Annotated in this window: 17 protein-coding genes and 7 pseudogenes; 15 read left to right on the forward strand and 9 right to left on the reverse strand. The window is 70.7% G+C overall.

Translation table 11 applies throughout. The features are described from left to right. The first annotated feature begins 29 nt into the window (after window positions 1–29). Both ACIRG6_RS25600 and ACIRG6_RS25605 read left to right on the forward strand, forming a co-directional pair. Complete coding sequence (locus tag ACIRG6_RS25600) at window positions 30–365, forward strand: ArsR/SmtB family transcription factor (RefSeq protein ID WP_403324680.1); 336 nt, start codon at window positions 30–32, stop codon at window positions 363–365. Between the two features lie 301 nt (window positions 366–666). After that, window positions 667–914, forward strand: a pseudogene (locus ACIRG6_RS25605) (transposase); the annotation flags it as partial. Window positions 915–1,066: 152 nt separating this feature from the next. Here ACIRG6_RS25605 and ACIRG6_RS25610 read toward each other — a convergent pair. Further along, entirely contained in the window at window positions 1,067–1,741 is a 675-nt protein-coding gene (locus tag ACIRG6_RS25610) for a GNAT family N-acetyltransferase (protein WP_403324681.1), read from the reverse strand. On the opposite strand from ACIRG6_RS25610, the pseudogene ACIRG6_RS25615 reads away from it, so the two are divergent. Beyond that, window positions 1,724–2,050 (forward strand): annotated as a pseudogene (locus ACIRG6_RS25615) (NAD-dependent epimerase/dehydratase family protein); the annotation flags it as partial. The gene ACIRG6_RS25610 and the pseudogene ACIRG6_RS25615 sit on opposite strands and share 18 nt — an antisense overlap. 582 nt (window positions 2,051–2,632) lie before the next feature. Here the strand turns inward: ACIRG6_RS25615 and ACIRG6_RS25620 are convergent. The 3 genes and pseudogenes from ACIRG6_RS25620 to ACIRG6_RS25630 all read right to left on the reverse strand — a co-directional run. Beyond that, window positions 2,633–2,874 (reverse strand): annotated as a pseudogene (locus tag ACIRG6_RS25620) (IS5/IS1182 family transposase); the annotation flags it as partial. A 36-nt stretch (window positions 2,875–2,910) separates the two neighbouring features. Next, window positions 2,911–5,844 carry a M48 family metalloprotease gene (locus tag ACIRG6_RS25625; RefSeq protein WP_364684796.1) on the reverse strand — a complete coding sequence of 978 codons (2,934 nt, stop codon included), beginning with the start codon at window positions 5,842–5,844 and terminating at the stop codon, window positions 2,911–2,913. A gap of 9 nt (window positions 5,845–5,853) precedes the next feature. Further along, a complete protein-coding gene (locus ACIRG6_RS25630) occupies window positions 5,854–6,390 on the reverse strand; it encodes a hypothetical protein (protein ID WP_403324682.1) in 537 nt (178 codons plus the stop codon). A gap of 449 nt (window positions 6,391–6,839) precedes the next feature. Here ACIRG6_RS25630 and ACIRG6_RS25635 point away from each other — a divergent pair, with 449 nt between their 5' ends. After that, window positions 6,840–7,466 carry a S41 family peptidase gene (locus tag ACIRG6_RS25635; RefSeq protein ID WP_403324683.1) on the forward strand — a complete coding sequence of 209 codons (627 nt, stop codon included), beginning with the start codon at window positions 6,840–6,842 and terminating at the stop codon, window positions 7,464–7,466. Window positions 7,467–7,517: 51 nt separating this feature from the next. Further along, a pseudogene (locus tag ACIRG6_RS25640) lies at window positions 7,518–7,820 on the forward strand (DUF6193 family natural product biosynthesis protein); the annotation flags it as partial. A gap of 290 nt (window positions 7,821–8,110) precedes the next feature. Here the strand turns inward: ACIRG6_RS25640 and ACIRG6_RS25645 are convergent. Then, window positions 8,111–8,284, reverse strand: coding sequence for a hypothetical protein (locus ACIRG6_RS25645; protein ID WP_403324874.1), 174 nt, complete (start codon window positions 8,282–8,284; stop codon window positions 8,111–8,113). A gap of 221 nt (window positions 8,285–8,505) precedes the next feature. Here ACIRG6_RS25645 and ACIRG6_RS25650 point away from each other — a divergent pair, with 221 nt between their 5' ends. The 6 genes and pseudogenes from ACIRG6_RS25650 to ACIRG6_RS25675 all read left to right on the forward strand — a co-directional run bounded on the left by ACIRG6_RS25650 (window position 8,506) and on the right by ACIRG6_RS25675 (window position 14,568). Continuing rightward, the gene (locus ACIRG6_RS25650; RefSeq protein WP_403324875.1) at window positions 8,506–9,132 is read left to right on the forward strand and encodes a hypothetical protein; all 627 of its coding nucleotides are present in this window, start codon (window positions 8,506–8,508) and stop codon (window positions 9,130–9,132) included. A gap of 107 nt (window positions 9,133–9,239) precedes the next feature. Then, entirely contained in the window at window positions 9,240–9,419 is a 180-nt protein-coding gene (locus tag ACIRG6_RS25655) for a hypothetical protein (RefSeq protein ID WP_403324684.1), read from the forward strand. Window positions 9,420–9,612: 193 nt separating this feature from the next. Then, a pseudogene (locus ACIRG6_RS25660) lies at window positions 9,613–10,421 on the forward strand (IS5 family transposase); the annotation flags it as partial. Window positions 10,422–11,583: 1,162 nt separating this feature from the next. Then, window positions 11,584–12,657 (forward strand): hypothetical protein, encoded by a 1,074-nt coding sequence (locus ACIRG6_RS25665; protein WP_403324685.1) that lies wholly within the window; start codon window positions 11,584–11,586, stop codon window positions 12,655–12,657. Window positions 12,658–12,700: 43 nt separating this feature from the next. Beyond that, a complete protein-coding gene (locus ACIRG6_RS25670) occupies window positions 12,701–13,162 on the forward strand; it encodes a hypothetical protein (RefSeq protein ID WP_392136059.1) in 462 nt (153 codons plus the stop codon). A gap of 572 nt (window positions 13,163–13,734) precedes the next feature. After that, window positions 13,735–14,568 carry a hypothetical protein gene (locus tag ACIRG6_RS25675; RefSeq protein WP_403324686.1) on the forward strand — a complete coding sequence of 278 codons (834 nt, stop codon included), beginning with the start codon at window positions 13,735–13,737 and terminating at the stop codon, window positions 14,566–14,568. A 145-nt stretch (window positions 14,569–14,713) separates the two neighbouring features. On the opposite strand, the gene katG is transcribed toward ACIRG6_RS25675, so the two are convergent. From katG to ACIRG6_RS25690, 3 genes and pseudogenes are all read right to left on the reverse strand, one after another. Next, window positions 14,714–16,909: a catalase/peroxidase HPI gene (gene katG / locus ACIRG6_RS25680; protein WP_403324687.1), complete on the reverse strand. Its 2,196-nt coding sequence runs from the start codon at window positions 16,907–16,909 to the stop codon at window positions 14,714–14,716. 225 nt (window positions 16,910–17,134) lie between these two features. Continuing rightward, window positions 17,135–17,776 (reverse strand): annotated as a pseudogene (locus ACIRG6_RS25685) (DUF4139 domain-containing protein); the annotation flags it as partial. A 299-nt stretch (window positions 17,777–18,075) separates the two neighbouring features. Continuing rightward, a pseudogene (locus ACIRG6_RS25690) lies at window positions 18,076–18,732 on the reverse strand (class I SAM-dependent methyltransferase). A gap of 635 nt (window positions 18,733–19,367) precedes the next feature. Between ACIRG6_RS25690 and ACIRG6_RS25695 the strand changes: the two are divergent. Beyond that, the gene (locus ACIRG6_RS25695; protein ID WP_403324688.1) at window positions 19,368–19,778 is read left to right on the forward strand and encodes a hypothetical protein; all 411 of its coding nucleotides are present in this window, start codon (window positions 19,368–19,370) and stop codon (window positions 19,776–19,778) included. 440 nt (window positions 19,779–20,218) lie between these two features. Here the strand turns inward: ACIRG6_RS25695 and ACIRG6_RS25700 are convergent, their stop codons facing one another. Further along, the gene (locus ACIRG6_RS25700; protein WP_403324689.1) at window positions 20,219–21,538 is read right to left on the reverse strand and encodes a hypothetical protein; all 1,320 of its coding nucleotides are present in this window, start codon (window positions 21,536–21,538) and stop codon (window positions 20,219–20,221) included. A gap of 465 nt (window positions 21,539–22,003) precedes the next feature. Between ACIRG6_RS25700 and ACIRG6_RS25705 the strand changes: the two genes are divergently transcribed. The 3 genes from ACIRG6_RS25705 (at window position 22,004) to ACIRG6_RS25715 (ending at window position 24,369) form a co-directional block, all read left to right on the forward strand. Beyond that, window positions 22,004–23,407 carry a TolB-like translocation protein gene (locus ACIRG6_RS25705; protein WP_403324690.1) on the forward strand — a complete coding sequence of 468 codons (1,404 nt, stop codon included), beginning with the start codon at window positions 22,004–22,006 and terminating at the stop codon, window positions 23,405–23,407. A gap of 265 nt (window positions 23,408–23,672) precedes the next feature. Then, complete coding sequence (locus ACIRG6_RS25710; protein WP_364684770.1) at window positions 23,673–23,936, forward strand: hypothetical protein; 264 nt, start codon at window positions 23,673–23,675, stop codon at window positions 23,934–23,936. Between the two features lie 46 nt (window positions 23,937–23,982). After that, on the forward strand, window positions 23,983–24,369 hold the full coding sequence (locus tag ACIRG6_RS25715; RefSeq protein WP_364684768.1) for an SRPBCC family protein: 387 nt from the start codon (window positions 23,983–23,985) through the stop codon (window positions 24,367–24,369). Window positions 24,370–24,441 lie beyond the last annotated feature (72 nt).

Here is a 24,441-nt window from a genome sequence, read left to right on the forward strand (position 1 = left end):
ATGCAAGTCGTACTGGAAGGCGGTGCCACGTGGCCGAGAGGAACCTGGACGGTCCGGAGGCCGATGCGCTCGATCTGGGTGCGGTGTTTCGTGCCCTCGCCGACGAGCACCGTCGTTCGGTGATGACGGAGTTGGCCACCGACCGCAGCGACAGCGAGCGAGGCTGCAACTCGTTCGGTCTTCCGATCTCGAAGCAGACCCAGACCCACCACTTCCGGGTCCTGCGCGAGGCAGGTCTCATTGACGAGATCGACTACGGCAACCGCAAGGGCATCCGACCACGACGCGCGGACATCGAGAAGAGATTCCCCGGGCTCCTCGCGCTCCTGGAAGCAGGGCCCCCGGCCGATACCGCTCCTCGCTGAGCACAGCTGAGCACACTGGAGGGGAGTCCGATTCGGCCCTGAGCCGCGAGCTCGACCGAATCCAGCTCGTGCCCGGCTCGCAGGTAGCCGGGCACGAAGGGATCGGTGTCGCTTCGACCACCGTCCCGCGCTCGTGATCGGCGCCGAGCACTTCCGCGCGCGCTCCCTCACGCCACCACCCACTGAGGTTTCCTCAACCTGCTTGCGGAGCGGGGCCACTGGGGTGAGGGCGGGGTCCGGGCGTGGAGAAGCTCCTGGTAGACGGGTGCGTGTCGAGTCCAAGCCGTCCTGCCCTCGTCTCATCGCAGACGGAGGCTATCCGGGTACCGGCCTGGTGATTCCCCACCGCCGCGCGAAAGGCCAAGCTGAGCTGCGGGGCTGGAAGCAAGAGCACAACCGCTCCCACAAACAGGTCAGAGCCCGTGTCGAGCACACCTTCGCCCGGATGAAGGGGGGAAGATCCTGCGCGACTGCCACCTCAAGGGCGACGGCGGGCACCACGCGATGCTCGGCATCGCGCGCCTGCACAACCCGGCCCTTGTGGGCTGAGAGGGCGTTCTCTCTTTGATTGCCATGTGTGGTTTTCGCTGGTTGGGCATGGGGGCGAAGCTGGAGGCCCATCGGGGGCGATGCCCCGCGCGTGAAGCGTTGCCGATGGACTACCAGGCGTTGGTGAGGAGCGGAGTGGATGCCGTGACGGGTCAGGGGGTGAGGGCGTACTCGGTGAAGTGGCCGCAGGCGGTGAAGCCGAGGCGGCGGTAAACGGGTTCGCCGTCGGCGGATGCCTGCAGCACCGCAGTCTCGTAACCCGCGTCCCGGGCGGTGTGCAGGGTGGCCGCGGTGATGGCGCCGCCAAAGCCGCGGCGGCGGTCGGTGGCGAGTGTGGCGATGTTGTAGATGCCCGCGACGCCCCCGTGCAGGAAGACCTCGGCCGAGCAGACGGGACGGCCGTCGACGTAGCCGACCAGGTAGCGGGCGGGGCAGTCGCCGGTGAGGGCTGAATCGGCGGCATCGGCGAAGAACCGGCGCACCGTGGCGGCGGGCGGGTTCCAGTTCGCGGCGAGGACCGTGGCGTAGTCGGCGAGCTGTTCCGGGGTGGTGGCCGGGCGGATCTCCAGGCCGTCGACGTGCGCGTCGGGGAGGGGGGCGCGCAGGTCCTTCCACATTCCCGCCTCCGTTTCCGCCGCCTCCAGGCCGGCGGACTGAAGATGCTCGGCGAGATTGTCCGGCGTGGAGGCGGGGCCCACCCACCAGGAGAAGGGGCGGCCGGTGGCGGCCAGGGTCCGGGCCGTCTCCGCGGCGCGGGCCCGGGCGGTGCCCGGGGTGAAGCGGGCCGTCGCGACGATGTTGAAGGTGTCGTCGCCAACTCCTTGCACTGGGCCTCCGGTTGGGCGCCCCACCAGCGCCTGCAGATGGCCCACCATGCGGACGTCGCCCAGGGCCTGATGCGTCTGCTGTACGCGCCGAGCATCGCCGGCCGGATCTACAACATCGCCGATGACGCCCCTGTCACGACGGTCGAGCTGTACCAGCTCAACGGCGTCGAGGTGCCCGCCGGGCTCCACGAGCTCACGGACCCCGACCCGTGGTTCGGAATCATGTCCAACCAGCGCATCCGCCGGGAGCTCGGCTTCCGGCCGATCTATCCGAGCGTCTGGACGGCCCGGGACGCCGGAGCCCTGTGACGGTCACCGCGCGAGGTCAGCCCAGCCTCTGATCCGCCCCACCAACACCGCCCCCGCCACGCCCATCACGACGACCACCAGGCACAGCACCCGGTAGCCGCCCCGGTACGTCACGATCGGCACCGCGCGGGCAGGGTTTGATGCTGTTGCCTTCGGCCCCATGAACGCCACCCCTCGTACGGGTAAGGAGCTGGGGGCGCGGCAGCAACGTCTACCGCTACGGCGAGCGCCTGGAGCAGGAAGCCGACGACTACACGCGCTTGCACATGCCGGCCCGCTGCGTGCGGTGACCGGCTCGGCGCGGCGTCGTTGAACACGCCATCGCGTGCGTGCCCCCCCCCGCTTACGCGAGCGAGCCCCGGACTCCGGGCGGTCCGGGGCTCGAGGTCTGTGCGGCACCCGAAGCAGGAAGTGATCAGGCGGGTGCTCACGTCCCATTGCCAGCCGACACCAGGGTCCGGATCCTGCAGAGGGCAGACCTGGGCCTCGTCACTCTCGTTCAGGTCCCACAGCAGGTCGGTGACGTGTGCCGGGAGTGCGTCCCCTTGCTCGGGATCCCGGCCGGCCAGCCCCGGGGATCACTCCGAGCCCCTCATCGGGGCGGTGGTGCCGATGCGTCGTCCTCCTTTCGGAAGACGCGGTGTGGCCTTGCGGGCTCCGGCCGCGTGCTGGTGGGCCCCGCAGGAGGTCGAGTCGACACCGACCATGCCCCAGTCGATCCGGCCGGCCAGGTCGGCGTGGGCCTGGACCGCCTTCAGGATCCGCTCCCAGGTGCCGTTGGCCGCCCAGCGGCGATGCCTCTCGTAGACGGATTTCCAGGAGCCCGTTGAGCACGGTGCGGCAGCATGCTGAGCGCACGGTCACTGCGTCACACGCGCACAGGCCGGGTTCTCCACGGGGCGGTGCGCGGTGCCGCGACGGCCGCTGTCCCGCAACAGGGTGTCGATGCGGGCGTTGACCTTCGCCGCGCAGTTCCCGGCGCCGACCAACTGCCGGAGCGCGGTCAGGAATGCAGGCCGGTCGCGGGCGTCCAGCGCCTGTGCGCACCGCCGACTGCCGTCCGCGGCGCGCGCGGCCGTCGCGTGCCAGTCGGCCCCGATGTCCGGGTCGGGCACCCGGAACCAGACCACCTCGAAGACACCGACCCGTGCCCAGTCCTCGCACAGCGGCCGGAAGCGCCGCTCCAGGGAGTCCCAGGAGTCCGTGTTCTTCGCCTGCCGAAGGGCGGTGGCCAGTCGGCCGCCGTACAAGGTCACCAGGTGAAGGCCGCCGTCGCCGCCGAGGTGGTACCAGGCGTCGATCTGGCTCACGCGGGTCGCCGCAGGCACAGGGCGGTCGGGGACACCGAGCACTTGCGTCACCTGAGCCGCTGCGGTACTCGTCTTCGGCTCCGCGGAGAGCACCCGGAGATGCACGCCGCCGACCGTCGCCGACGCACCCACCGCGATCGTGCACAGGGCGGCCACGCCCATCCGCCTACGGGCGACCCGTGTCGCCGACGGCGCCCCACGCCACTGAGCGAGGACCGGCAGCGACCGGATACGGGGCACGGCGGCCACCACGGCCGTGGCGGTGACCGCGGCAAGGACGCCGAGCACCGAAGCGACGTTGAGCAGCAGTAGATGCGGGAACTGCGCCACCCGCCAGGGTGCCCGTACGCCGCAGTCGTCCCCGAGCACGTTCAGGAACCCCAGGCAGCCGTCCACGGAGACCAGCGCGGTCACCCCCGCGTACCCCAGGAGGGTCGTGGTCTGCGCCGCGACCAGCGCAGCCGGCAACCGGAAGCGTCCCGCCACCATCGCGGCCGCCACGGCGGCGAGGAGCGACGGCACGGCAAGGGCCGTCAGCGTCCAGAACACATGTCGCAAGGCGTACACGCCACCGCGCGCGTCCGGCGGTGGCTGTCCGTCGTGCAGGTACGCCCGCAGCAGCAGCAACGCGAGGCAGGCCAGCGCCCCGCCGGCCAGGGCCGGCATCAGTACCTGCCGCAGCGGGGGCACGTCGGCGGCGGGGAGGGGCGGTCCCGCGGACATCCACCGGGGCCGTCCGCCGGGCGGTCCGACCGCCCAGGCTGCCAACGGCACCACCCACAAGAGGGCGGCCCCGACCGCGACGAGCGGGACGGCCGCGAAGCCGTCCAGTACAGGTACCAGCATCAGCCCCGGCAGGTCGAGCACGTCCTCGGGCGGGGCGGTCGTGGGGTAGCGGGCGGCCACCCACCGGGCGACTCCCTCCGCGGGCACCACCGGGAAGCCGGTGAGGTAGGCGTCGCCGTACGAGTACCACCACACCAGCCAGGCGGCGAGTACGACGACGATGCAGGTCTGGCCGGTCAGCAGGGCGGGGCGCAGCGTCCGCCCCCGCCAGGTACGGGTCCACAGATCGGCGCACCGGGTCGACCACGCGCCGACGACCGCCCCGACCGCCACGGGCACCAGCAGCATCCAGGGACGCGCTGGTATCCAGTGGGCGCCCATGCCCGTGCCCGCCACGACCGTGGCGGCAGACATACCGGCGCCGAGCCAGGCGCCGGGCGCCGCTCCGGACACTACGGGCGCTCCGGTGAGCACGGCGTACGCGACCGCCCGCCAGAGCGCGATCCCCACGCCCGCAGCGATCAGCACCGCGGGAAGAAGTGCGGCGGCCAGGGACCTGAACGTGGTTGCCGTGCCGTACGGCGCCACGTTGTTGAGCAGATGGATATGCACCGTGCAGGCCGTGGCGCCGGTCAGGAAGACCATGAGTGCCGAGACGCGGAACAGCGGCTCGGGGTCGGCCAGCGCCTCCCGCCGCAGACTCATGTGCGGATGGGTGTTCCACAGCCCGGCGAGGCGTCGCAGAGTGCGGCGGACGGCACCTGCCGGTCGCGTCACCGCGGTGGGCCACCCGCGCGGATCCGCGGCCCAGCGCAGCGCGGTGAGGTCGGCCCAGATTTCACGGCCGCGAAGGATCTCCGACCGGGCCAGGTGCACAGGGGCGGCGGTAAGGACGGCCAGGAGGACGTCCCGGTCCAGGTAGGGGCCGCTTCCGGCGGTGATGTCCTCGTGGACCTGGTAGCCCTCCCAGAGGAGCGCGGGCACGAGCACCAGCAGGAAGAACACCCGCCAGACGGCGACCGTGGCGTAGGTGAGTGTGATGTCCCGGTTGGCGATGTGCGCCAGTTCGTGGAGCAGCACGGCGCGGAACCGCACGGGATCGGCGCGGTGGACGGCCAGAAGTCCGCCGTGGAGGCACAGAACCGGGCGGCGGGTGCTGCCGAAGACCACGGCGCCTGCCGTGGCGGCGGCCGGGTCGACGACGACACGGGGCGTCTTCCTCAGGCCGGTCTCCGAAACAAGGAGGTCGATCCGGGCGCGGAGCCGCCCATCCGGGTCCACCGCCTCCAGCGGCACTACCCGGCTCCGCCGGGCCTTCCACAACGGCAGCACGCGGAACAGCACCGCCGCGCCGACGAGCAGCAGCGCCGGCCACACGGCCACCTGCCACCAGGGCGGCGAGGGCGCCCACCGGGACATGCAGAAGTCGAAGGCGGGCTGCTGACCGACGATCCTGATCACCGGCGTCCACGGATCGGGATCGCCGGGGTCGACACCGGCCGCCAGCTCGCAGCCGGCCCGGTCCCCGTCGGCCAGGGAGCTCAGGACGGCCAGCATCAGGGAGCCACTGGCCGCCAGCAGCAGAAGCAGCAGCATCGCGAAACGGGCGCCGGTGCCCGCGCCCAGCACCCGCTCGTCGATGCGCGGGCGGGACGCCTCCGGTGCCCGCGGGCGAGCCCCTTCCCTGGCGGCTCCCATGCCCCGCACCTATCTCCGGCCTGCGCCGGACCCGTCGGCGGCAGGCGGGGGGTCGGGTTCGGACGGGGCCTCGGGTTCGGACGGGGCGGCCAGGGCCAGTTCGGCCACCACCGCGTCCGCGATCTCCTCGGCCCGCCGCCGGGAGAGCCGGCGCTTCTCGGCCGCCACGAGGACGAGTTGACGCACCTCGGCCATCTGCTCGCGCGTCAGTGGGGGAACCTCGACCGGAGCCTGCCGACGGCGGAAGAGCCGCCGGAACACGGTGCCCGCGCCCTGCTCGGCGGCGTCGGCCGTCCGAGTCACCAGCCGCTGACCCAACTCGTTCAGCACGGGCCACACGACCGGAGTGACCAGCAGCACGATCTCGCCGGCCCCGAACCCCAGCGGTACACGGCGCTCGCCGGATCCGCCGAGCCGGCGGACTACCGTCGCGTCGTCGAACCGACGAAGCCCGTCCACCACCGGCAACTCGTCCGGTGCGACACCGGCGACGACCGCGCGCACGACATCACGCACCAGGCCGTTCGGCCGTTCCTGCCTGGACACGTCACTCGTCAATGCAGCCATACGTCCCCCAGACGTCCGTCGCGGCGCCCGCACGGCAAAGAGATCACCCATGCAGAGCTCCCCACTGTGACACGTGAGCCAACGCGAGAACAGTGAATCCCGGGCGTGGCACGCCCACTTGGCCGGGTTCCGGGCGCGCTCTTCGAATCTATGGTCGACAGCCTGAACAGCCGCCCGACATCGGACGACGTCGGCACGTGAAGCCGTGGGATCAGGTCCGCGGGCGGGAGCTGAGCGGGGGCCCATGTCGTCGCGGGCACGCAGATACCGCACCGGGTGCCGGTAGCGGCCGTCGTCGACAGCTGTGTCCCCGGCGGACTCCACGACGACGTCCGGCTGGACCGGCCGGAGGCCGAAACGCGATGCTGCGAGCTGGACGTGGTGCGGGCCTGGCGCTGCCCGGAGTATGGGGGAGCACTGACACCGCAATGCCGAGGGCCGATTGCGAGCATCAGCACGCGGACCTGCAGTCCGTCAACGGCGACCGGCACCTGAGCCTGCAGTACCACGCCGACCAGGTACCGGAGAAGCAAGGGGCGGCAGTCCTGGAGTCCATCCGCAAGGACTTCGACACCTCCCTGACCTCCCGCGCCCAAGCGCTGATCGTGGACCTCAGGGCCAACCGGGGCGGCGACCCGGACACGGTCGCCTTCATCTGCCGCCACCTGCTGGACCAACGCACCCACCTCGACTCCATGTACTGGCGCGACGGCGAACGCACCGAGCAGTCCTGGACCCAGCCGCACGTGTCCGGCACCCGCTTCGGCGGCACCAAACCGGTGTACGTGCTGACCAGCAACCACACTTTCTCCGCCGCCGAGGAACTGGCCTACGACCTTCAGCAGCTCGCCCGCGCGGTCATCGTCGGCGAACCCACCCGCGGCGGCGCGCACCCCCGGGATGGCTGGACCGTACACCCCCACCTGGAAGCCTCGATCCCCATCGGCCGTGCCGTCAATCCCGTCTCCGGCACCAACTGGGGAGGCACCGGTGTACAGCCCAACGTCCCCTGCGCTCCCACCGACGCGCTGGACCGCGCCCAGCTGACAGGCTGACCTCCCGGCAGCACCCCGCACAGCGCGGCGGCCCCCGTGCCGGGTGCAGTGATGCCGCGTCCGCCATGCACGCTGAGTGACGTGCACGCAGACGCAACGTGCGACGCGGTCGTTGAAGCAGGCCAGCAGCTGTCCCCCCGGACCGGAATGGGAGAACTCCACTTCAGCCGGTACACCGAACGACGCTGGACCTGGGACAACCCCTGCATCCAGCCCGCCGTAGAGGGCACCTACCGGGCCTCCGGCCCCCGGCCCCCGGCCCCCGGCGAAGCCAGCCAGCCGACCCGGCAGCGACAGCGACAGCGACAGGAAGCCATTACCATGACCGCCCGGCCTCTCCCCACAGGACGCCGCCCCACCATTTTGAACACCCCTGAAGAACTCACAGCCCAAAACCCGCACACCAAACACCACCACGAACCCGCACCGTCGGCCGGCAGGCCGCCGCCGCGGATCACACTGCTGTCGACGTGCAGGTGCGGGTGTGCGGGTCGTGGGCGTCGGCTTCGTCGGCGACCATTCGGACTCCGGGATCATCCGTGGCCGGTCCGGGCCTGGTGTGTCCGGGTCGGCAGGCCCCGGGCCCCAGGACGGGGATGGGAGAGCACGGGACAGCGCGTTCAGGAGCCGCCGGTTGGGCGTGGTCAGCCGGCTTCGGAGGCGGCCTGGCTGATCTGCGGCTCGAACTCCCGCCGCACGTACGCGTCGAACGGTGCCGTGAGCGCGCCGTCGATCACTCGCCGCACTCCGTGCTCCGCTGCGAACTCCTTGATCGCTGCGCGGGCATCCGGCTCCACTCCCCCGCCCACGATCAGCACGCCGAACTCCTTGCTCTGCAACAGCTTTCGCGCTTTCTCTGTGGACGAGAGCGGCCGCCCGGCGGGACTGGGGACGGTCAGCCGCCCAATCGTCCCTTCGGTAGGGTTTTCGCAGCCGCACCCGGTACCCAAGGCGCGGGACGGCCGGTGGGCGCGGGTTGACTCGACAGGGGGAGATGCAGGTGTTTCGGACGGCTCGGGGGTTCGCGGTCGGTGCGGTGATGCTGACGGGGCTCACCGCTTGCGGTGGCGGCGGGGAATCCCCAGCCCCCGGTGACAGCACGGCGTCCGCTCACGCGGGCCAGGCGGACGAGCGAGCCACCGGCGGGGACCGGGGAGCGAAGGCACCGGTCGTACTTACCCAGGACCAGGTGCGCAAAGCGCTGGTCGACACGGAGAGCGCCCCGGACGGGTGGGAAGGATTCGGCGCGGAGATCCCCGTGCCGGAGGAGTCCCTCAGGACGTGCCGGAAGGACACGGGCACCCAGTGCGACGGATTCGTCGCTCTAGGATCGTCTTTCATCCGGCAATCGATTTCCGGCGGCCAGGTCGTCTTCCGCATCTACGCCTTCGGCACGCCGGGTGACGCCAAGGCGGCGATGAAGGGCTTGGCGGCCGGGGAGCGCAGCAAGGCCGGCAGCCGGGCCCGTCCCTTGGACGTGCGGCTGGACACGGACGAGACCGATGCGTTCACCGGCCCGGAGACAATGATCGTCACCCGCCTCGGCGGCACGCTGGTTCGGGTCACGAGCGAGGATCTTCCGCAGACCGTGCCCTACGCCGATCTTGCCAAGCTCCAGACGGCACGCGTCCGACAAGCGGCCGCACTCCAGGACGTCGGTCCGTGATTATTCCGGTCGGATGCGAGTGCCGGTGACTCGGGAGCGGATCGGACGGTGCCGCCTCCGCCCTGCCGCATCTGACCGACCAGGAACGCAAGCGGCTGATCGCCCTGGTGGACGCAGGCGCGGAACGGGATGAACCGCTACTCACCAGCATCCTCACCGCCGCAGACCCGCAACTGGCCAAGGCGTACCGGCTGTCCGCCAACCTCCTCGGCGGACAGCTGCCCGCAGACGACCGCGAAGTACTGCGCTATGTGATCGATGCGGACGTCCGTCAGACGCACGCGTAGTGGCGCCAACGGTGAACATGCGGCGGACACAGGAGGCTGCTGCCTGATGACGGCCAGGCAGATCCGGTGTACAGGGAAACGGCGGGCACACGTATAGTTGATCTTGCAAGGCGGGTCGCTGCGGCGGCCGTCTGCCGTGCGTTGGTCGTCTTAGGCGTCGTTTCCTTTGGTGTGATCGTTCGTCGAACCGTGCATGACGGATCTGATCGAGCGGTTGGTGCCGTATGAGTTATGGACGCTGTTCCGGCGGGTGGTTCTGCCGAGGGAGGTGATTCGTCCGCAGGGCGGTGGCCGACGGCGGGCCGGTGACCGCGAATGCCTGGCCGCGATCATCTTCGTAGCCACCTCAGGATGTACCTGGCGGCAGCTGCCCCCGGTGTTCGGCCCGGCCTGGCCGACGGTCTACCGCCGTTTCGCCCAGTGGAGCCAGGACCGGGTCTGGGCCCGGCTCCACCGCATCCTCCTGGACGAACTCGGCGCCCGCGGTCAGCTGGACTGGTCGCGCTGCGCGATCGACTCCGTCAGCCTCAGGGCCACAAAAGGGGGCCCCTGACTGGACCGAATCCGACCGACCGCGGCAAGAGCGGATCGAAAATCCACTTGATCACGGACCGGAACGGTCTGCCCCTGTCGCTGGGCATCTCCGGCGCCAACGTGCACGACAGTCTCGACCTGAAGCCACTGGTGCGCGGGATCCCGCCGATCCGCTCCCGGCGCGGCCCGCGCCGCCGGCGACCGGCCAAGCTTCGTGCCGACAAGGGCTACGACTACGACCATCTGCGCCGATGGCTCAGCAAGCGCGGCATCCGCTATCGCATCGCCCGCAAAGGCATCGAGTTCTCGCAGCGGCTGGGGCGCCACCGGTGGGTGGTCGAGAGGACGGTGTCCTGGCTGGCCGGATGCCGACGCCTGCACCGCCGCTACGAACGCAAGGCCGAGCACTTCCTTGCCTTCGTCGGCATCGCCGCAGCCCTCATCGCTCACCGCCGCCTTGCCCGGTGGAACGATCGTGAGGCGGTGCCGTCGGCACGTCCCCAGGACTGTTGCGTCTCAGCAGGCGGCCAGTGACCCGGCTCAGCCATCCCTTGCGGGGCTGGTTGTCCCTGTCAATCAAGAAGCGGGCTGTCTGCAGCGGGTCACGCGAGGGCTGGCCTATGTGGTGACGTTGCCAGTAGCGGGCCACTCTCCGCTCCAAATCGGCCAGGTCACTTCTGTCGGTCATGGTCAGAACGACCGCGCCTTGCGGGCCTTCGGGAGCAGCCAGTGCCAGCAGGCGACCCTCCGGTGAGTACGCCGCCGTGTATTCACCCGCCGATACGTCAATCGCCTCAAGGTAGTTCGTGGCGTGCACGAAGGACTCGAAGACGATCAGGTCTTCGTCCTGATCAAAGATGAGCACTGTGGCGGGAGGGAGATCCATACCGATCACTGTGACAGCCACTCTCATCGTGCTGCACCAAATTAAACGGCGTCTTGGTTGCGCACCTGACCGTCCCGCGCACAGCGGGCCCGGTCAAGAGCGCGGCTCCCGTCTCCGAGGTCAAGTTCTCCCGGGGTCACTCGCTGGTGGTCGGGGTTGGGCAGCTAGGAGGGGAAGTGCCGTGGCGGCCAGGTGTCGATGAGCGAGGCGAGGGCGGCGGCGTCGCCCGGTGGAAGCTCATGCCGCCGGTGCCCAGGGTGGCCTCCAGGCCGGGGTTGCCGCTGTAGAGGACCGCCAGGCCGTGCGCCTGAGGTGATCGTCCGCGCCAACCCACCCGTACCTGTCTACGTGGGGACGGGGGCCGTCGGGGCCCGCATGCCGGCTTCCTGTAGGCGAGATTCCCTTCCTTTCCGCAGCGGGCTGTGTGGGAAGCGCGCCGCGGGCCGCACACGAAGCCGCGATGTCAACCTTCTGCGGTACACGCATCAACTCTTGGTGGGACGACAGCCACCCGCACCCTTCGTAGCGTGGTGCGGTACCGGGTGATGTCGGGGCGGGCATGTAGGGCAGCCGTCCCCTGGACGTACCCGCCTCTGCAAGGCAACTGATCAGAACCACCGCGCAGGCCCTCGAGCGGGGGACGGCAGCTCATGAACTGTGGCCGTGAGGCTGGTTCAGGGCAACGGTCCTGCGTGTGTGATGGCGTAGGTGCGCCAGCGCGGCGCGCTGTGAGGAAGGGGAAGTATGAGCTTGGACCGTCGGCAGTTACTGCGTGGAAGCGTGGCGGCCGGGGCGTCGGCCCTCTCGCTGGGCTTGTTGGCCGCACCGGCGCGGGGAGCGATTCTCAGACCGCAGGCAACCCGTGCGTCCCGTGCTGGCTTCAATGTCGCTCTGCTCGACAAGGCGAATCAGGTCATTGTGAACTATCACACCGCAGACATCCAGAACAATGTCTTCACCAAGCCCTGGGCCAAGTTCGAGACGGGTGGCTGGGATCCGCTGGAGATCAAGGTCCGCACGTTCAAGGGTTCCAGCGAACCAGCCTTCCTGGTCTGCGGTGGCGCTCCGGATAAGGGGGCCGTGACGATTCACCGGCAGAGCGACGCCGCAGCGCTCGGCTGGAAGAACGATCTGACGTTCTTTCCGCACTCCCTGGAGTACCTCCCCAACCAGGATGTCGTCATCGTCGTGGGCACCAGGGGACTGGACGACCTGGACAAGCCGCCGGCAGGAAAGCGGGCAGGCGGGCAGTACGAGTTGTTCCTCGCACCCAACAAGGTAGGGTCCGGCACCCTCCAGAAGGTCACCGGCATCCCCGATGCCGACCGGGCTTTCCGTCAGGCGCACGGGGTCGTCTGGGACGCCTCCAGGAAGTGGGTCTGGATCTACGGCGGCGACAAGCTGCGGCCGTACACGGTGAGCGGCTACCGGGAAACCACCCGCCTGCACAAGATCCCGCACCCGAGCGACCCGAAGCAGACCCTGGAAGTGCGCGATCCGGTCTTCGAGAACGGACACGACCTGCAGCCCGACCTCTTGGAGCCGCAGTACCTGTGGGCGACGAGCTCCGACGAGATCATCCAAATCAACAAGGCCGGCGGCATCCCCACGATCCAGTGGCACATACCGGCCAAGTCCCCGAAGTCCTTCTCCCGCGACCGTTCCGGCGTCGGGATCTGGACCTCTGACTCCCTCGGCAACTCCTACGGCGACGAGTTCGTCCGCTTCATCTGGGACTCCACCCACCAGAAGGTCGAGGCCAAGTCAGGCACCGCGACCAAACCCATTCTCTACAAGGCCCGCCTCCTCGACATCTGACCGCTTCCGCCCACATCCCCACGAGCAAACGGAAGGCAACGAAGTGACCTCTCGCCTGGCCAGAACCACCACGATCGCAGCCGCTGGCGCAGCACTCTGCCTGGGACTGTCCCCTGCCTCCGCATCGGCAGAGGTACGCCCCGACCACTGGGACAACGGCTACATCGCCTACGCCAACACCCGCTACGCCCAGACCGACTCGACCCTTGGCGCCTTTGCCGCCGTGGGAGTCGAATGGACGGGCTACAAGGTCAGCCTCTCCGGCACCGTCTGGGACCGTGCCGCCGACGGTTACTCCGTCCGCATGGAGGTCGGCTACAACTGGCAGAACGGCTCGACCTGGGAGTGGACCACCCGCATCTTCGGCAAGGCCGAGGGCGGAAACGGCGACTCCAAGTCCAGCAGCGCCCACTCCAAGACCGGGGTGAACGTCAAGGACCTCAAGGTCCGCGCCTGCACCGTGGACAGCAGCAACAAGGTGGTCAAGTGCAGCGCCTGGGCCTGATCTCGACACTCTCGTAGCCCCCGCACGCAGCCCGGCTGCAACCGACCGCCGCTGCCGGGTTGTGTGCTGGCGAGCCTGTGCTGAGACTCGGCGCCGATCTGCTTGATCAGCTCTGTCTGCTTGGTCTTCCTCGCTACAGAGGGTCTGGTGTCACGGTTTTCCCGCTTACGGCGTCCAGGAACAGGTCCGGCTCCCTGGATCCCTCGGGCATTCAGAGCATCCACACCGGACGCCATTCGCCGTTGACCTGCTGCGCGAGGAGGACCGCGGCTGTGGGGGTCTCTTTCGTACGCTGAAGCACCAGGTCTTCGACGTCATCCCTGTCGAGGCAGAGCGGGGTCTGGGACAGGGCGGGCCGTGAAGCCCATGATGCGCCCGGAAAAGGTGATGGTGATCACTGTCGGTGACGTAGTCAACCGTCTCCATCACGCGCTCGGCGAGCCACCATACGACCGCCTGGATTCGGTCGAGTGACGCTGCGCCGGGGGGTCGTGGAGCTGCTGACACGGCTGGTCCTCCCCGCCGTTCACGTCGGACCGGCACCTGTGACGGCTGCGGCCTAGGGTGGCGGAATGCTTCTGCCTGCCGAACGGAGGGCCCTGGACCTGCTGGACGCCCACCTCGAGGCGCTGTGGGGGACGTGGGAGCCGTCGGACGTGCTTCCGGGCGAGCCGTCTGGACTCGCGGCGGAAGGAGCAGGCGAGCTCGTCCACTGGGCCCTCGGCCGGCTCCGGAGCATCCCGCGCGAGCCCAAGGACGCCTTCGCCCGTGAGATCGGCGGCCTGCTCATGGAATTACGCTCCCGCCGCAGCCCCTGGAACGCGGCGGCGCTGCGGCTGCTGGACGACCAGTGCATCTTCGTCGCCACCGGCCCGCGACGGCACGAGGACTGGACGCACGATGTCCATGCCGTGTTGCACCGGACGGTCACCGATCCCCGCGGCTGGCTCCGGCTGGACATGGACTGCCCCGACCCCGCCCGCCAGACCGTGCCCGCCTACCCCTTCGACCCGCCGGCCCCGGCCGACATGCCCGCCCACCTGCACCCCCTGGACGCCCAGGCGGCAGTGGCCGCGCTGGCCGTCATGGCGGAGGAATGGCAGTCGGAGCAGGCCCCCGTCCGCTCCCGCCCGGACCGGGACGCCCTGCTGGCGGACGCCCGGTTGCTGCTCGACCGGTACGAGCCCGGCGCACACTACTGGACCAACGCGACAGCCGCCGCCTCCACCCCGGCCCCCGACTTCCTCGCCTCAGGACTCCAGGGCACCGAAACCCACCGCGTCCACACCACCGCCTACATCGCCGGCCTCGACATCTTCGAGGACCTGGGCGTGATCGCGGTGAACGACGAAGAGGTAGGCGTCTTCCGGTCGAAGGTGCGCAGTGCGCCGATCCCTGCCGTGTAAGAGCACGGGTGCGGAGGTGAGTTGGCCGAAACTCCGATGCTCTCGTCGACGTCGTCGCCGCAGGGGATCTGCTCGGCCACGTACTTCTGCCCCCGTACCCACGGCGTGTGCGTCACGCGCCGTCGGTACGGATGAGGGCCGGGTGTCAGCCGGCCCGGCGCAGGTCGAAGCGGTCCAGGTTCATCACCTTGTCCCACGCGGCCACAAAGTCACGGACGAACTTCTCCTCCGCGTCCGTCGTCGCGTACACCTCCGCGAGGGCCCGCAGCTGCGAGTGCGAACCGAAGACGAGGTCGACGGCGGTCGCCGTCCACCGCACCTCGCCGGTCGCCCGGTCCCGGCCCTCGAAGACGTTCTCCTGCGACTCCGACGCCTTCCACTCCGTGCCCATGTCCAGGAGCCGGACGAAGAAGTCGGTGGTCAGCGCCTCCGGCCGGTCAGTGAACAGACCGTGCCGGGAACCGTTGAAACCGGTGTTCAGCACCCTCATGCCGCCGATCAGCACCGTCAGCTCCGGAGCGGTCAGCGTCAGCATGTTGGCCCGGTCCAGGAGCAGTGTCTCCGGTGACAGCTTCGCGCCCGCCCGCAGGTAGTTGCGGAAGCCGTCCGCCCTGGGTTCGAGCACAGCGAACGTGTCCACGTCCGTCTGATCCTGCGAGGCGTCCGTACGCCCCGGCGCGAACGGCACCGTGATGTCGTGACCGGCGTTCCTCGCGGCCCGCTCGACGGCCGCGCAGCCGCCCAGGACGATCAGGTCGGCGAGCGAGATCTTCGTCCCGCCGTCCGAGCCGTTGAAGTCCTCGCGGATCCGGTCGAGGGTCTCCACCGTCCGGCGCACCTCGGGCAGGTCGTTGACCTCCCAGTCCTTCTGCGGCGCCAGCCGGATCCGCGCCCCGTTGGCCCCGCCGCGCTTGTCGGTGCCGCGGAAGCTCGCCGCCGACGCCCAGGCGGTGGTGACCAGCTGCGGGACGGAAAGACCCGAGTCCAGAATCCGGGCCTTCAGCGTCGCGATGTCGTCGGCGCCGACCAGCGGGTGGTCGACCTCGGGAACGGGGTCCTGCCACAGCTGCGGTTCGGGCACCCACGGACCGAGATAGCGCGCCAGCGGACCCATGTCACGGTGCAACAGCTTGTACCAGGCCTTGGCGAACGCGTCCGCGAGCTCGTCCGGGTTCTCGTGGAAGCGTTTGGCGATCGGCGCGTAGACCGGGTCCGCCTTCAGCGCCAGGTCGGTGGTCAGCATCATCGGCGCGTGCCGCTTCGACGGGTCGTGCGCGTCGGGCACGGTGTCCTGGGCTCCCGGCTCGGTGGGCTTCCACTGGTGCGCGCCGGCGGGGCTCGTCGTCAGCTCCCACTCGTATTGGAAGAGGTTCTCCAGAAAGCCGTTGTCCCACCTCGCCGGCGCGGTGGTCCACGCGCCTTCGAGTCCGCTCGTGAGCGTGTCCGGGCCCTTGCCGCTGCCGTACGTGTTGTGCCAGCCCATGCCCTGCTGCTCGATGGGCGCGGCCTCCGGCTCCGGCCCGATGTACTGCGGGTCGACCGCGCCGTGACACTTGCCGAACGTGTGCCCGCCGACGATGAGCGCGACCGTCTCCTCGTCGTTCATCGCCATCCGTCCGAATGTCTCGCGGATGTCCCGGGCGGCGGCCAGCGGATCCGGATTGCCGTTGGGGCCCTCCGGGTTGACGTAGATCAGTCCCATCTGTACGGCGGCGAAGGGGCCGGTGAGCTCCCGGTCGCCGCTGTAGCGCTCGTCCCCGAGCCAGGTGTCCTCCGGGCCCCAGAAGATCTCCTCGGGCTCCCAGATGTCCTCGCGTCCGAAACCGAAGCCGAAGGTACGGAAGCCCATGGACTCCATGGCGCAGTTGCCGGCGAAGACCAGCAGATCGGCCCAGGAGATCTTCCGCCCGTACTTCTGCTTGACCGGCCAGAGCAGCCGGCGCGCCTTGTCGAGGCTGGCGTTGTCCGGCCAGCTGTTGAGCGGGGCGAACCGCTGGGCGCCCTGGCCGCCACCGCCCCGGCCGTCGGCGACGCGGTACGTCCCCGCGGCATGCCAGCTCATCCTGATGAACAGCGGCCCGTAGTGGCCGTAGTCGGCCGGCCACCAGTCCTGGGAGTCCGTCATCACCGCGAAGACGTCCCGCTTCATCGCTTCGACGTCGAGGCTCGCGAACTCCTTCGCGTAGTCGAAGTCCGCGTCCATCGGATCGGACAGGGGCGAATGCTGATGGAGAACCTGCAGGTCCAGCTGATTCGGCCACCAGTCCTGGTTCCGCTGGGGCCGCTTCTCCGTGGGGGTCGGGGAGGGAATCGCCGGGTTTTCACTTTCGCTGCCGGGCACGTCGCTCCTTCTTCCGCTCGATCGTGACTGTTTCGGCGTCCGTATGGTCGCGTACGGAGGACCGCGCCACCGTGAGAACACGCAGAGCCCCTACTCGGCGATTTAGGTAGAAAAAGCCGACTTATCCCTCACCTCGCTCAGTTCCGGACCGGTCGACCGGAGGTGTCCCCAGCCGACGGTCCGCTCAGAGGCCGGTGACCTCGCCTTCGCCGACAGCTCGCACGCGAGCACGGAGGCCGGGCCGAGGCTGCCGATCTCCTCCTGGCGCAGCCCCACGTCGACCGTGCGGCGCTCGGCCGCCGAACGGTCCGTGAGCGTCAGCCGGTCCTCGACCAGCCGGGGCGGCTCGCCGGCCCGCGAGGAACGGGCCGTGGACAGCGTCAGCCGGACGTTCGACCAGTCCTCCCCGGTGTGCTGCCAGACCACGGCATCGGTCTCCAGCGTCAGGGCGTCCCCGTCCAGCACGGCCCGCTAGGTCGGTCGCCACAGCGCGCACGGGATCAGATGGGTCAGCCGCAGGGTGGCCGGGCCCGCGGCCGCCTCCACGGTCACCTCGACGTGGCCGACCAGCTCGGAGGGCTCCTCCTCGGCCAGCTCCATGGCCGCCCGAGCTCACGCCGACGGCGCCGAGCCTTCACGACGCGCAGCTCCCCGCCGTAGGCGTCCCGCTCGCCGTTCACCCGGTCCAGTTCGCGGTCCCACCGCTGCCCCTCGAACTCCCCGGCGCCGGCTCCCTCGCCGATCTCCCGCAGCAGATCCGCAGCGAGTTCGCCGAGCAGGTCGAGTCGGGTACGCAAGCGGTCCCGGCGCTGTTCGAGGGCGCGCCGCTCCTCTTCGAGGGCGCGCGCGTCGGCGCAGGGCCGAGTCTCAGACACACGTGCGCAGGTGGCGCGTCGTTGCCTGCCGGTGCAGGAGAGCCCGGACGAGGTCGTATGAGCCGAGGGTCGCCTTTGTGCGCGAGGAGGGGGACCTGGTGCCGGACCTGTGGGCGTGCGGGCAGCCTCCCCGGGCCGGGAGGTGTGCAGGGCAGGGTGTAGCCAGGCGCGGCCCGTCGGCCGGGACGGTCGGAGCGTGGAGGCGCGTGGCTGGCGGGTGGTGCCGGGGTGCTCGGGCCGCGCGCGGGGCCGGGGATGAAGGGCGGGCGGTGGCTCTGATGGCCTTTGGGCTCAGTCCTGGCGCCACACCAGCGTGTACCGCCAGAACAGTCGGCGGCGCAGTCGTGCACCGGGCAGTATGCGTCGGGCTTCGCGGGTGATCTCGGGAAAGCTCATGGTCGCTGGTCAGACGGGTGCCGTCATCGAGGCCGGTGGGCATGCCGTGCCGCCCTTGTTCTTGATCCAGCCCAGGGCGGCATTCAGTGGCATGGCGGCGGCACCGAGCAGATGGTCGCCAGGAGTTCGTGCATGCCAGAGTCCGACGACCACCAAAGTACCTCCGGGTGCCAGGTGCCGGCGGAAATGAGCGAGGGCGTCGGTGAACGAAAGGTGGTGAAGGACGGCGACGCAGGTGATGACGTCGTAGGAAGCAGCAGGGACCCCAGTGAGCGCGTCCGCGGTGGTGAAGGTCACCGGAGCGTGCACAGGGGTCAGTTCCTGTGCCCGGGCGACGATGGCCGGATCGGAGTCGATGGCGTCCACTGCCGCTGCGCGCGTGGCCAGGAGCCTGGCCAGATCACCGGTGCCGGAGCCGACGTCCAGGGCCCTGGGAAAGCTTCTGGGGAGCTGCCGCATGATCCACCGGTGGTAGTGGGCATTGTGGTCCCAGGGGTGGCCGGCGTTGAACCGGTCGAGGGCATGCAGGAAGCGGCGCGGCAGTGTCGTCATGCCGTGAGTCCATCAGGCCCCTGTCTTCGTCGGCGACCCCAGCATCGAGGATGCGTCGCCTGGGCCGTGGAGCACCGGCCCGGCGAGTGCCTCGCCTCCTCAAGAACACCGGCCTCGGCCGGCCGGGTCTGCCTCCCGACGAGATGAACCACTGCTGCCGCGACCGGTGAACAAAGCCAGGGCAGGGTTTACTCGGGTGCGTCGGCGGGGTGTGTGGCGCGTGCTTCGAGCCGTGTCCGGCACGCGCGGCAGCCGCAGAGTGAGGATCAGGCGGGTCAGGACCTCGTCGTTGAGGACGCCGAGAGCGTCGCCGATGAGGACCAGGGCGGCGTGCCGGTAGAGGAGGGTCGGCGGGACGGCGTAGGGGGCGGGTTCGAGGTGTGTGACTGCCGGGTGCGTGGCGGTCCGCAGGGGTCCGGCCTCGCGGTGCGGCCGGGGGCCCGGCCTGGGTGCGGCGTGGAAGGCGCGCGGCGGAAGGTTCGGGGCCAGGCCCGGGGATCCCTGGGGGTCGGACGCTGGAGGGGCGCGCGGCGGTGGCCTTTCGGAGCTGAGGGCCGCCGGGGCAGGCCAGGCCGGGGCCCGTGGGCTGTGTTGCTGCTGAGCCGATCGGTGAGGGGTGCGAGGATGCGCCTGTGGTGACAGATGCCGAGTGGGCTCGGATCCGGCAAGGGCTGCGCTTCGGGCAGGTCTTCGAAGGGACCGTCGTGAAGGTTCCCCGGCCCGGGGCGATCGGGATCTTCGTGGACATCGGTTTGAGCGTCGGGGGCTTCGTCGACGTCCTGCTGCTTCCGGAACGCGGCGATGAGTGGCCGGTGGAAGGCACGGTGGCCGGTTTCGAGGTCTGGTGGGCCGACAGCCGTCAGCAGATCCGGCTGAAGCCGTCGGATGCTCGGTACCTGCGGAACGACTTCCCAGACTTTATGGCACGTTTCCGTCCCGGCTGGCCGTCACAGCTCGGTCAGAGCGTTGGTGATCTTGGGCCCCCGACGGGCGGAGAGGTGCGGTCCGCGCTGGGATCTGATGGGCCGCCGGTCAGGGTGCGGTGATGCGACGGGCGCGGCCGGTGCCGGGCGGCGGACAGGCAGGTGCGGCGGGGCTCGGGCGCGCAGGCGCGGCGTGGCACGGGCCGTGCGCGGCTGGGGGCGGGGCAGTCGAGGATGCCGGTGAGGGTGGTGTAGCCGCGCTGGCAGGTGAAGTGGGCTGCGAGGGTGTCGGTGTTGCTGGCCCGGTCGATCAGGGTGCGGCGGACGCGGGCGGGGAGGCGGGGGGTTGAGCATCCAGCGGGCGGGGGCCGACGTGGACGGCGGCGATGGGGGTTCCGTCGGGGAGCGTGGCGAACAGGAAGTGGTTGTAGCCGTGGGAGAACGGTCCGCCGTCCGTGATGTGGAGGGCGGTGCCGATGGTGGTCTTGAGGGCGGGGAGAGACGTTGTCGCTGCGACAAGGTCAAGTGCTTTCCGCTTCACAGAAGCCCTGCGGCATGGGTCGTCAGAGAGGGTGCACGGCGGCCGCGGTGTCCGGCCAGAGCCAATTGACGGGCGCGTAATGCTTCTTCAGCGCTGCGCGTTCGCGGCCGTAGCCCTGCAGCGCGCTCTGCACCGCATCCGCCAGGCCGTCCAGGCCCTGCGGCACCGGCACCCGCAGCAGCAGATGCTGCTTGCGGTGGGCGAGGAGCAGCTCCCCTGCGGGGGTGCACTCCAGCAGGGCGAAGTGGACGAGGGGCTTGAACGGCTTGTCCAGGGTCGGTATCCGGGCGCGCAGCACGCCGTCGGCGCTCCACGCGTACAGGCCGTAGCGGTTGAGGTGGAAGGCGCGGGCGCGGTGCGGGTCGGCGACGACGGTGAAGTCGAAGCCGGTGAACGGGCTGTCCTCGCGCAGGTCCAGGCCTTGCAGGCGGCCCCGCAGCACCCCGCGGTCGTCGACGAGGGCGAAGCTGAACTGCTGGCCCCGGTTGCTCGAACGGTAGGTCTTTCCGAAGACCGGGACGACGAACAGATCGTCGCCGAGCGCTGCCGGGCGGGTCATCGTGGAGTCGAGGTAGCCGTGGAGGTTCCCGATCGTCCCGGTCAGCTCGGACAGGGCCTCGGTCAACGAGGGCGAGGGCCGGTTGCCGCGCCCCACCGGCTCGTCCCGGTACCGCACGTGCGGGTAGGAGTCGGCGTCGCTCTGGCGGTCGGTGCGCGCGTCCAGGGTCGCGACGGCGCGCAGCACGGGTGTGCGGCCCGGGCCGAGGGTGGCGCCGGGCTCGGAGACGGCGACGATGTTGGGCAGGGCGCCGGCCCAGTTGCTGATCCCGTACTCGGAGGTCATGCACAGCAGCCGGCCCGCGGGAGTGACGGTGACCGACGCGGCGAACGGTTTCTCCCCGGGGCCCTCCTTCCTCTTCCAGCCCGATGACATCGGCCAGGAGGCGAGGACCTCGTCGAGGTCCGGGGACAGCAGGTGGGTGCTGCCGGGCCCGGAGCTGACGGCGAGCGCGCCGTCCGGCATGACGGCCAGGGTCGCGTCGTCGCCCTCCGGCACGGCCGACGGGGAGCCGCCCGGCACCGCCTGGCCGAACACGGCGGTGGCGGTGGGCTTTCCGTCGGTGCCGTAGCGGGTGATCAGCTGGTAGCCGAAATTCTGCTCGGCGGGGTCGGCCGAGCCGGCCGCATGTCCGCGGTAGCGGCGCAAGCCGGTCAGCACGTACGTGTCGCCGGCCGCCGTCGCCACGGCGTGGTCGGTCCTGAGGCCCCATCCTCCGGTTTCCGGATCGAGACGGTGGGTGTCCAGCAGGGACGCGGGTGCGGTGATCGGCAGCAGTGTCATATGGGCATCCTCTCCCCTGCCACAGGTGAGTTGGCCGCGTGGTCGCACCTCGCGTCCTGCGGCGGGCGGGGCGGCCTCGCCTTCTGCCGGAGGCCGACTCCGCACGGCATCGTCGGTGTCCTTCACCGGTCTGCGGAGCGCGGCGGGGGCGGCGGCTCGGGGCGCGGGCGAGCAAGCGGAGGGTCGCCTTGCTCTTGGGCTGCTGGTGGCGCGTTGTCGTCGCTGCCGGGTGGACGCCGTTGACCGGGGCGGGCGGGGGCGGTTTGCTCTGCTGCGCGCGGCCGCCGCCGGCATCGGAGGCTCCGGCCGCGCCCGCATGCGTCAGGGGAGACGACGGAGGGCACGGTCATGGCCGAAAGAGCGGTACGCGGGACGGGCGGGGGCAGGGGAAGAGGGCGGCCGACCGCCCGGCAGGCAGTGCGGGGCGGTGGAGTCCTTGCCGCCGTCGCGCTGTTGGGCGCCGGTATGGCCGTGCCCGCGGCGGCCGCGCCGGTGGGGGCCGGGCCGGCGGCGGTGCCGGGGCTCACCCAGCGGGTGAGCTACGGGCCGGGCGGCGGGCAGCTCACGGCCCCGTCGCAGGGCGGCGGCGTGAGTGAGAACGGGCGGTTCGTGCTGTTCTCCTCCGCGGCGGACGACCTCGTGCCGGGAGACACCAACGGCATCGAGGACGCCTTCGTCCGGGACACCTGGACCGGACGCGTCGAGCGGGTCTCCCTGGGGGACCACGGCAAGCAGCTCACCGTCCCGTTCCGCGGGATGTCGCTCAGCGGCAACGGCCGCTACGTGGCCTTCGCGTCGGACGAGCCCGGGCTGGTGGAGGACGACACGGACGACCGGAGCGACGTGTTCGTCGTCGACCGGGTCACGGGCCGCACGGTGCGGGCGACGGCGGAGGGCGAGGGGGGCGGTTTCGACCCGTCGATCAGCCGGGACGGGCGGTACCTGGCCTTCTCCTCCACCCGCACGCCGGACCTTCCCGGTGGTGAGCGGGGCGGCCAGAACATCTACGTCCTCGACCGCAGGACCGGCGTCACGCGGCTGGCCAGCGTCACCCGTGAGGGTGGCGTTCCCGATCAGCCCTCCCGCTCGGCCAGTATCAGCGCCGACGGGCAGCGCGTCGCCTTCATCTCCCGGACCTTCAGCCTGGCGGAGGATTCCGGCGACTCAGGTGGCGGGGACCAGGAGCCCGAGGAAACGGGGGCTGCGGGCACCGCGGACGCGAAGTGGCCCGCCGGCGACGACTCCGTTTCCGGCGCCGAGGGGCCCGGTCAGGACGACGGTGCCTCGATCCGCAAGCCGAGGCTCTATCCGATGTACGTCTACGACCTGCGCACCGGCCGTGTCCAGGGCGGCAGCATGGGACCGGACCGGCTGCTGGGGACCCCCTCCGGCCGGATCACCCCGGACGGACGGCACATCGCCTTCATCGGCTGGGAGATCGACAGGCGCCCCGAGGCCCCCTCCGGCGGACTGCTCCCGCACCGCTACATCGCCTACGTCCACGAGCTGGAGACCGGGAAGACCGTCCAGGTGGCCCGGACCACCGCCGGTGAGGACGGCAACGGTGACGAGACAGAGATCGTCACCAGCGGTGACAGCCGCTGGGTCTACTTCGACTCCACCTCGGACGGCCTCGTCCCCGGCGACACCGACGGCCGACGTGACCTCTTCCGCCGCGATCTGCTGACCGGACGCACCGAGACGCTGTTCGACCTCGGGCAGAGCACCACGGACCAGTCCGGCACCCTCATCGCTGCCGACGCCCACGGCACCTCGGTGCTCGTAGCGGGCCCGGACGGCGTCTTCGGTTACCCGGGAGACACGAACGGGCACGACGACGTGTTCGTGCGCCGCGTCCTGCCCTGGTGAGCCCCGACCGGCCGCCCGCCCGGGGCGACTGAGCGCCGTCCGCCGGCCGGCACCACGCTCACGGCGCCGAGCCGGGGCGCGCCCGCCGCACCGCCGCCCGGAGCAGGGCCGGTGGTGCGGTGGGCGGCCTCACGACGTCCGGGGTGCGCCGGTGTCGCAGCGGCGACGTGCAGGCCCCTTAGGGATGCGGCCGAGCCGGAACGCGGTGATGGTGGAAAAGCTGCGGCTGGGCCACACCGACACGACACGATGGGCGGATGCGCCGATGGACAAGACCGAGCTCCTCGAGTTGACGGCACGCCGTGTCGCCCGGGCCTCGGGCGCGGAAGGACCGGGCAGCGAGGACGTCCGGCGCGTCTTCGACGCCCTCTTCGGCACCGTCGAGCATCCCGGAACGATCGCCGAAGCGCTGAAGTCCAAGGGGACGGTCACCCTGGGCAGCTTCGGCAGCCTGGCGCAGGAGGACGGCGCGGCCTCCTTCCGGCCGGGCAAGGCGCTGAGCCAGTATCTGCGGGACGAGGTCGCGTGAGCGCCCTGCGCGTCACCGCGCAGGGCGGACTCCTCCCGAGCGGTTCATGGCGCGTCTGACGCTCCACGCCACCGGCCCGGCAGCGCCCGCCACCGTCTGGGAGCGCTATGTGCGCGTGGACCGGTGGGCGTCCTGGTCACCGCAGATCAGGGCCGTCCACACCGACTCCCCGTGCATCGTCCCAGCGCTCGCAGGGACGGTCGAATCGTTCGGGGGTCTGCGGATTCCCTTCGTCATCGAAAGCGTCGATCACCAGCACCGGACCTGGTCGTGGAGGGTCCGCCTGGGGCCGGTTCGACTGCGCCTCCACCACGTCGTGCGGCCCGATGCGCGGGGCAGCTCCACCGGCCTCGTCCTGCACGGCCCGATGCCCGTCCTGGCCGGTTACGCCCCGCTCGCGCGACTGGCCCTCAGGCGTCTGGTGCGGCCCTGACCCGCCCGCGGCGCGGACACGGTGACGGTGGCGGCAGGAGGCCGGGCCGGGTGGTCAACCTGTGGTGTCCGA

The sequence above is a fragment of the Streptomyces flaveolus genome, assembly GCF_044765825.1.
GTDB lineage: Bacteria > Actinomycetota > Actinomycetes > Streptomycetales > Streptomycetaceae > Streptomyces > Streptomyces flaveolus.